The organism is Methanoregula sp. (genome assembly GCF_049686655.1).
In the GTDB taxonomy this organism is placed as follows: domain Archaea; phylum Halobacteriota; class Methanomicrobia; order Methanomicrobiales; family Methanospirillaceae; genus Methanoregula.
Genome location: NZ_JBAVIG010000045.1, coordinates 124,202 through 132,221, shown reverse-complemented (window position 1 = coordinate 132,221; position 8,020 = coordinate 124,202). Strand labels below are relative to the sequence as shown.

At 56.1% G+C, this 8,020-nt stretch carries 6 protein-coding genes; 1 reads left to right on the top strand and 5 read right to left on the bottom strand.

The features are described 5' to 3' along the window. Positions 1 to 151: 151 nt before the first annotated feature. Complete coding sequence (locus tag WBL42_RS05585; RefSeq protein ID WP_424720278.1) at positions 152 to 1,108, bottom strand: cation diffusion facilitator family transporter; 957 nt, start codon at positions 1,106 to 1,108, stop codon at positions 152 to 154. 207 nt (positions 1,109 to 1,315) lie between these two features. On the opposite strand from WBL42_RS05585, the gene WBL42_RS05580 reads away from it, so the two are divergent. Further along, the gene (locus WBL42_RS05580; RefSeq protein WP_424720277.1) at positions 1,316 to 1,900 is read left to right on the top strand and encodes a hypothetical protein; all 585 of its coding nucleotides are present in this window, start codon (positions 1,316 to 1,318) and stop codon (positions 1,898 to 1,900) included. 69 nt (positions 1,901 to 1,969) lie between these two features. Here WBL42_RS05580 and WBL42_RS05575 read toward each other — a convergent pair whose 3' ends face one another. From WBL42_RS05575 to WBL42_RS05560, 4 genes are all read right to left on the bottom strand, one after another. Beyond that, positions 1,970 to 4,096 (bottom strand): SpoIIE family protein phosphatase, encoded by a 2,127-nt coding sequence (locus WBL42_RS05575; RefSeq protein ID WP_424720276.1) that lies wholly within the window; start codon positions 4,094 to 4,096, stop codon positions 1,970 to 1,972. 208 nt (positions 4,097 to 4,304) lie between these two features. Further along, positions 4,305 to 5,057, bottom strand: coding sequence for a tetratricopeptide repeat protein (locus WBL42_RS05570; protein WP_424720275.1), 753 nt, complete (start codon positions 5,055 to 5,057; stop codon positions 4,305 to 4,307). A gap of 319 nt (positions 5,058 to 5,376) precedes the next feature. After that, positions 5,377 to 6,252 carry a VIT1/CCC1 transporter family protein gene (locus tag WBL42_RS05565; RefSeq protein ID WP_424720281.1) on the bottom strand — a complete coding sequence of 292 codons (876 nt, stop codon included), beginning with the start codon at positions 6,250 to 6,252 and terminating at the stop codon, positions 5,377 to 5,379. A 153-nt stretch (positions 6,253 to 6,405) separates the two neighbouring features. Then, positions 6,406 to 8,019, bottom strand: a complete 1,614-nt coding sequence (locus WBL42_RS05560; RefSeq protein ID WP_424720274.1) for a PAS domain S-box protein — start codon at positions 8,017 to 8,019, stop codon at positions 6,406 to 6,408. Position 8,020 lies beyond the last annotated feature (1 nt).

The window sequence follows — 8,020 nt, the reverse complement described above, 5'->3', positions numbered from 1 at the left end:
CCCGGTTGCGATGACTATTGTATTACCTGCCATTTGACTCGGGGCTCATCGCACTGCGCCCCGTCCCCCGCGGGGGACTGGTGGCGCAAGAGGGGGGCATCGTCTCTTTGAAAAAAAAATGATTTCTCCAGAGTAAAAATAACCGGATGGATCAGGTCAATTGTGGCGGGACGAAGGAATCCCCGTGCATCCCGTCGGGAACAGATACATCCGTAGGCACGATACTGACAGAACTTTTGGGAATATGGGCTTCCAGGGAGCGCCGGATCCGGTTGATGGTGTCCTGCACATCCGACATTTTCCGGTTGCCATCAAACTCTAAGAATATCTCGATGTAGACGTTTGTTCCCGAACGGCGGGAGCGAACGCCGTGCAGAGCTGAATATTCGTCGAAAAACGCCGCAAGCTGGCTGACGATAACCATCTGGAGTTCCTCGTCAAGGGTCTTGTCCAGCAGGTCCGGGAGGGATGAGGTGATGACCCGGTACCCGGAAAAAAGGAGGAACCCGGCGATGATGAATGAGGCGAGAGGATCGATATACTGGGACCAGGAATAACCGGAAAGAGCAAGCGTCAGGAGCAGGGAGACAAGGACCGAAAAATCAGAGAACGCCTTGGTGCGGAAGAGGCGCCACTGGGAGTCCATCAGGGGTGAAGGATCCATCTGGTGGAGTCGGTAATTCTTCCTCCACAACCAGGTATTCATGGAAACGCCCAACACCATCAGGACAACACCGAGGTAGGCTCCTTCGTGGACGATCTCGGCCGGCATTGCGATCCTGTAGAGCGCTGCGAGGAAGACCAGGGCAAGCGAGATGAACATCACGCCGCCGGTAGTGACGGACGTGATCGTCTCGAACTTTCCCATCCCGTAATCGTATGCACCTGCACCGCCCCTTGCCATCTTGCGGACGGTGAGGTAGGCAAAGAAAGTGGCCAAGATCTCGTTTGCGCATTTCAGCGCATCTGCAAAGAGGACGATGGAGCCCGACAGAACCGCGGCAGCAATATCGGGAAGCCAGAGAACAAAATCCACGACAAGGCTTGTCAGGATCATCCGCTGCTTCGTTTCAATGGATCCGCTGCCGGCACCTGATGCGTGAGACATGATCGTACTTAGTGCTCCGCCGTTTTGGGATAAAAGAGCGGTGGCTTCGGACGTGCCGGGACCTTCCACGACTCCAATGACACTCCCGGTTATCCCTGCTGAAATACAAGGACAGGAAATTTAAACGGGCAATGAAAAATATAGTATACTGCATTCCAGCCGTACACCCTTCCCGGCACGACCCGTACAATCTCCCCGGAGATCCTTATGCTCACCACGGCCTCCGATTATATCCGTCACCGCCTCCAGAGATACGAAGCGTCCATTGATCATACCCGGGCCTCTTTCCGGGATCCGTCGGCCCACGGTGAACTCATCGCCAGCGCCCCGTATTCCGAGCAGTGTGCTCTTCCGGTACTTCTCGATTCCCTGGCCGGGAATCCGGACGAGACTACAATGAGGCAGGAATATGCCCGGATTACCAAAAAACTGGAAGCCCTCGCAAGGGAAAGCGGCCCCGGCTACCGTGAGAGCCTCATGAAAGACTTGACAAACCTCGCACACATGTACCATGCTTCTGCATGCCATGCAAGCATCTGCAATCTTTCGGATGAGGCTGCGACTGCCCCCTGCCGGAGAAGGCTTATCAGCCTGCTGCTGGCAGAACTCAGGGTAGATCACGATGTAACCGTTATCGAAACGCTTCTCTCCATGATTGATGACAATATAAGGGGATCCGCGACGGTTCCTGAGCATTCCCCGGCATCACCCGAAGGCCGGGCCTGCTTCGCGGTGACTGAACCGGACCACAACTCTTCACAAAAGTATTCCCGGCAGATCAGGATCGATTGAACTGCGGGTTACGATCAGACATTTTTTGTTATCGGGTACCCTGCAGGTATCCCCGGGAAAAAAGTGCCCTCATTTCACCCGGATAACGATGAGCGTGATATCGTCCGACTGCGGGGCATTGCCGCAGAACTGCCGGATGTCGTCGAGGAGCAGGGCCATGATCTCCTCCGCCGGCCTTGACCTGTTCCGGGTGATCGAGGCAACCAGCCGCTCCTCGCCAAAAGAGGCGTCCTGCTCATTGAACGCTTCCGTTACACCGTCAGTGTACATAACAATGAGGTCGCCAGGCAGGAGCCGGATGGTCGTCGCCGGGATATCCACGACAGGGACTACCCCGAGCGCGATCCCCCTGCCTTCCAGGACCTGCGATCCGGGGGGATCCCCACGGATCAGCAGCGGGGGGTTATGGCCTGCATTCACGTAGGAGAACGTCATCCTGCCCGGGTCGAAGACCCCGTAGAAGACGGTGATGAACATGCTCGATCGCCCGTCCTCATAGATCAGACGGTTTGCCTGACGGATAGCAGCCGTGGGATCGGCCTCTGCCCCGCCGCTTGCATGGATGAGAGTCCTGGAGAGGGCCATGAAGAGCGCTGCACTCACGCCTTTACCGGAAACATCGGCGATTACAAATGCCCACCGGTTTTCTCCGGCAGGGATGAAATCATAGAGATCGCCGCCGATCTCCATCGCCGGGATCGTGGTGGCGCAGATCTCCGCTTCCGGTATTTTTGGTGCAGATTCCGGGAGGAATGTTTCCTGGATCTCCTTTGCGATCTCCATCTCCCTGGTATAACGCTCCTTCTCGGCCGTGGTGCGCCGGAGATCTTCGATCTTCTGCCTGAGGTCTCCGGCCATATGGTTAAATGCGGCTGCCAGGTCCTCGAACTCGTCGCCGGTCTGGATATCGAGACGGTAATCGAGATCCCCCTGGCCCAGCGCGAGGGTGCCCTGCTTTAATAATTCCACGGGACGCGTGATGATCCGGGCGAGCCAGACGCTTAATAGCACTACTATTATGAGGAGGCTGAGGAAGAGAAGGGCAAAGATCCCAAGGAACTGTTCAGTCTGGTTATTGATACGAAAGCCGGCATCCCGGGTCGCAGCCGCGATCTTGTCCCGGGTTTTATCGACCGGTGCCGTGATCTCATCTACCGGCATGGATACGGCAAAACTCCAGTTACGGGACATGACCGGAGCATAGGCAACATAGGTGTAACGGCCGTTAAACCGGACTTTCTCCACACCGGTCTTCCCTGCCGTCATGTTCCTGCCTAAGGCAATGAGCGCGGGATCGCTTCCGGTAAACACGTTCTCCTGCTCAAACGTCTCATCCAGGGAACTGTTTCCTGCAGAAAGGCCGGGCCGGCTGATAATATTTCCTTGGTTGTCAATGAGGACCGCGTATCCCCTGCCGTCCAGAGTCCGGTTCAGGAACTCCGCATTGATCACGTCGACCGTGACATCGCTGCCGATCACCCATGTCCCGTATTTCGTTGGGATCGCTTTTGCTGCCGTTACCACAAGACCTTTCCCTGCAGAGTCCCTGTAGGGCTCGGACCAGTAGATGCCGCTGGTATTCTCTGCACCGAGAAACCAGGCCCTCTGCCGTAAATCCGGCATCTGGCCCGGCATGTCGGCCCAGGGATATATCCGGAGGATACCCGAATCGGTCACAACGTACGTGCCGGACATGTTCTCATCCGCATGGTATACGGCAACGAGCAGGTCATTGATACCTTCGAGGGCCTTGTATTCCCCGTCATTTTCAGTGATCCGCGAACCTGGCAGGAGGAGCACGAGTACGGCATTATAGGGGTCCCCCGGTCGGTCCGTCCTGTTAAAAGAGGGTACCCGGGATGTCCGGGAGGAATTGTCCGGGAGCATGGTTGCTGCTGCCGCAAGGATCTCCATTTCAGAGTCCGTATCCTCAAACAGGATGTTGGTCACTTCTGCCTGATCGGTCGCAATACGGACAAGATGCTCTTCTGCGGACGTCTGGAGCGCTGTCGTTGTCTCATCCACTGCGTCCTGGCCCAGGCTCAGGCTGCTCGTTTCAGCGGTTTTCCCGATATTACTGATGGAAAAAAACGCCACATACCCCATGATGAGAAGCGCGACTATGGCGAGCGAAAGGAAGAGGAGGAGTATTTTTGCCCGGACATTGAGCCGGGACCGTGTGGGTACGTGAGTCATGAGGGATCAGGAGATTCCAGACCGTGCCGGATCGGATGCACATGGTCACGGAAGGGATTAGTCAGCAGGTGGGGAAACCGTGTCCTTGCGCGCAAGATACTAAAAGCACCCCAAGAGTAATAAAACCAGCAATTCCGTCAATATATCTGACATCTGCCCGGTTGCTGTATCTCCCGGATTGCACTGGATTCCGGCATAGGTGCAGGAATCAGTGCAGCCAGATCCAGACATTGTTCCCCATCAGGATGCCGGCGCCAAATACCAGTATCATTGCAATCATGACAAGATATATGCCCCGCGACACGGGCTCTTTCCTGCCCGTCGAGGCCGCATGCGGATTAACGATGATATTGCGGTTGACCTGTTGCCATACCCGGAGGGAGCGCCAGTACAATTTGCATATCACGCAGAAAAATACCAGGAGGATCAGCTGCGACGAGATCGTGATCGCAGGAGGTTTTCCCGCCGCCACTGCCCGGATACCACCCAGCAGCAGCCCGAGCAGAAAGGCTGCAGTGGCAAAATAGAAACCGGCATATCCGTGGGGAAAGACGATCTCCTGCAGTTTCCGGTTCTGTGCTTCGGCACGGTCCCCCATATCCATCTTCTGGTAAACAATACCGAGCAACGCCCGTGCATATGCATTGTACGGGCTGATCTCGACAGCCCGTTCCAGGGCTTCGCTTGCGTCGTGCAGCCGGTCAAGATTGTCGAGCGCCACACCGAGATTGATCCAACTGTCCACGGAGCCCGGGTTTACCGATGCAGCCTTCCGGGCAGGTTCAAGAGCCTCCTCAGACCTGCCCAGGGAGATGAGCGTAGCCGCTTTGGCGTTGAGAATCCCGCTGTTACCGGGATTAGTCCGGAGGGCCTGGTCATAAAAGTCAAGGGCCTCCCGGAGTTTTCCCTGCTGCATGAGAATGAGTGCCCGCTCCTGTGGGGGCATATCGGGACTGGACATGGTTTGATTACAACCCTTTCATTCCTGAATATATTAAATGGTTAGGAATTGTTTCATGAACGGGACCGGGTGAAGGATCAGGATGCCGCCAGTTGCTCTTCTTTCAGAGGTGCAGCTGCGGCCGGGCCCATAATCTGTGCAGAAAGGCACAAGGCAAGTACTGACAGTACACCCGAAAAGCGATCACTAATAGGACGATTGTGAACTACCCGCATCCCGGAAGTGCTTCCCGTGGGGATGCACATATGGCCTGGATTGCCGGGACGGGATACTCTTATCCCGTGCCTGAGGAAAAGTGAGGTGGAACCGTGTCCTCATATCAGACGTTGACGTTCAGGACCAGCCGGATTGCAAGGCCGATCACGAACGAGATTGCAGCAATCCCGAAACTGATCGCGAGCATCTCTACGAAACGGGACCTGAAGGGGAGATCTTTTGCAACGCCGATATAGTACGTGAAGAAGAAGATCACCGCCACAGCACCGAGCAGGGTGAGGACGAGGGCGATGTACGGGCTTCCGAGAACGAGGAAGGGCATGATGAGTAGCACGACTGTCACCATGTACGTGAAGCCCGTATAGATCGCTGCTTTCTTCGGATCCGTTGTCCCGCCATCGGACTTCTGGGAGAGGTACTCCGAGGAGCCCATCGAGAGGGCCGCTGCAACACCGGTAATGAGGCCGGCCACGGCGATGATCTGGGAGTTCTGGAGGGCGAACGTGAGGCCGGCAAGCATCCCGGTGAACTCCACGAGTGCATCATTGAGCCCGAGCACCACCGAGCCCATGTACCTCAGCCGTTCCTCGTCAATCAGGGCGATCAGTTTCTTCTCGTGTTCTTCCTCGCGGGAGAGCATTGCCTCGATCTCCGGTATCGCGGCACGAAGGAGCGGGTCCGGTGCCTGGGCCCGTTTCTCAATGCTCTCCATCAGTTTGAGGGTGAACGTGATACCGAGAAACCGGGCCATCAGGTAATAGAACCAGACTGCGATAATGTCAGGCGCGATCTCCCTTCGGGTATACCGCTTCCAGACTCCATAATGGTCCATTTCTTCTGCAGCGATCTGTTCGAGCACCCCGCGGTTTTTCGGATCGGGTGCGACAGACGCTATCTTCAGGTAGATATGGTGCTCGGTGATCTCGCCCCTCTGGGAAGATAGCAGTGCGGACATGAGGTGTGGGTCGTACGGGTCCATAGGTATCACGGGAGTTTCCTGATCGCGACGGGGTGACCAGCCGGTGCTGGTCCATGTTCCCGGGGAATGACTGGTGACGGTCCCACAATCTGAGACCGTTCATGCTACTAATAGTGCTTGGAATTACTCCCTGTTAAAACCGGATGTACCTTTTCAGGGATCGCTCCGGGTGAGAGGATCATCGGATTCCGGCTCACGACTCATCGCATAGATCATACCGGTGATCCGCAGGGGTTCCCCGTCGGCAGTCCGTTCAATCACTTTGCCGCGGACAGTTACCCGGACCCAGAGCCCGTCCCGCCGTTGCGCGCGGAAGTTACTTTCGAAGAGGGGAGTCTTCCCCTCGACATGCCGGTAAAATGCAGAGATTATTTTCGGCAGGTCATGTGGGCTGATGAGGGCTTTACAGGCATTCACCGTAAGAGGCTTACCGGGCTCGAAGTCATAGCCAAGGGTGCTGTGGCACCAGTTGTAGATATCGTGTACCGCGAGATTACGCATCTCCACGTCCCATACCCCGATATCCCCCCCCGCAAGAATCAGCTTGAGGCGCTCCTCACTTTCGAATAGCGCCAGTGCTTCCTGCTTACGCCGGGTCAGATCGATGATAACGCCACGGAGACCAACGGGCTGTTTTGTTTCCGGGTCGATCACCGGCGCCCCGTAGATCAGGGCCGGGAATGTACTGCCGTCGCTCTTCTGCAACAGGTACTCCTTGCCGCTGGATGACCCCTCCTTTGCCGCTCCCTGGATTTCGCGGAAGGCCCGTTCACGATCAGGATCAGCAATATAATCGAGAATGTTGATACCCAGGTTGAAATCTTCCGGTACGAGCCCGAACATTTCATAGGTTATAGTATTGGCAAACGTGAGCTGGCAGACAAGATCGATCTCGTAGACACCGACAGGCAGGATATTGGCAAAACCGCGGTTCGCGTTCAGGGACTGGTCGAGATCGTGTTTGATCCGGTGGACATCTGAGATGTCCCGTATCGTCTCAATGGCCCCCTCGACGATCCCGTCCGCATCGCAGAGAGGGCCGGCATGGACCCAGAGATGTGCCCCCCGGCCCCCGTTCATCCGGGGGGCAAAGAGGTTCTGGGAGATCTTGTTCTCCGGGAGCCGGAGCCCGGAACACGGCTGGTTCAGGGCAGGGGGATCCTGGAGCACGGTATCGATGAGCATGGGCATGCGTTCTCCGAAGAAGGGGATCGCATACTCGTAATCCCCCTTCCCAAGGATATCTTCCTTCCGGCAGCCGGTCATCTTTTCTATCGCGTGGTTCCAGGCAATCACCCTGCCACGGGTATCGATGACAAAGGTAGCGTCAGGCAGGAAGTTGATGATATCAGTCATCTGCTGGCGGGACCGTTTCAGATCATCCCCGATCCGGCGCCGTTCGATGGCCCGGTTAAGCTTGTATTTGAGTTCCGCTATCATTCCTTTGAGGTCGGGTCCTTTCTGGACATAAAAATCGGCCCCGTGGTTCAGGGCTTCCATCACTACCTCTTCCCTTCCTTTCCCGGTAAAGAGGATGAAGGGGAGGTTGCCGTGACGCTGGCGGACTTCTTTCAATAGTGCAATACCGTCCATGCCCGGCATCTGGTAGTCGGATAGGATGGCGTCGTACTTCCCGGCCGGAATACGTTCCAGTGCGATGGTGGCGGAGCTTGCCAGATCCACGGAAAAGTCGCCGTTCTTCTCAAGGTAGATCTTGTTGACGCTGAGCAGGATCTCATCATCATCGACATACAGAATAGAATACATG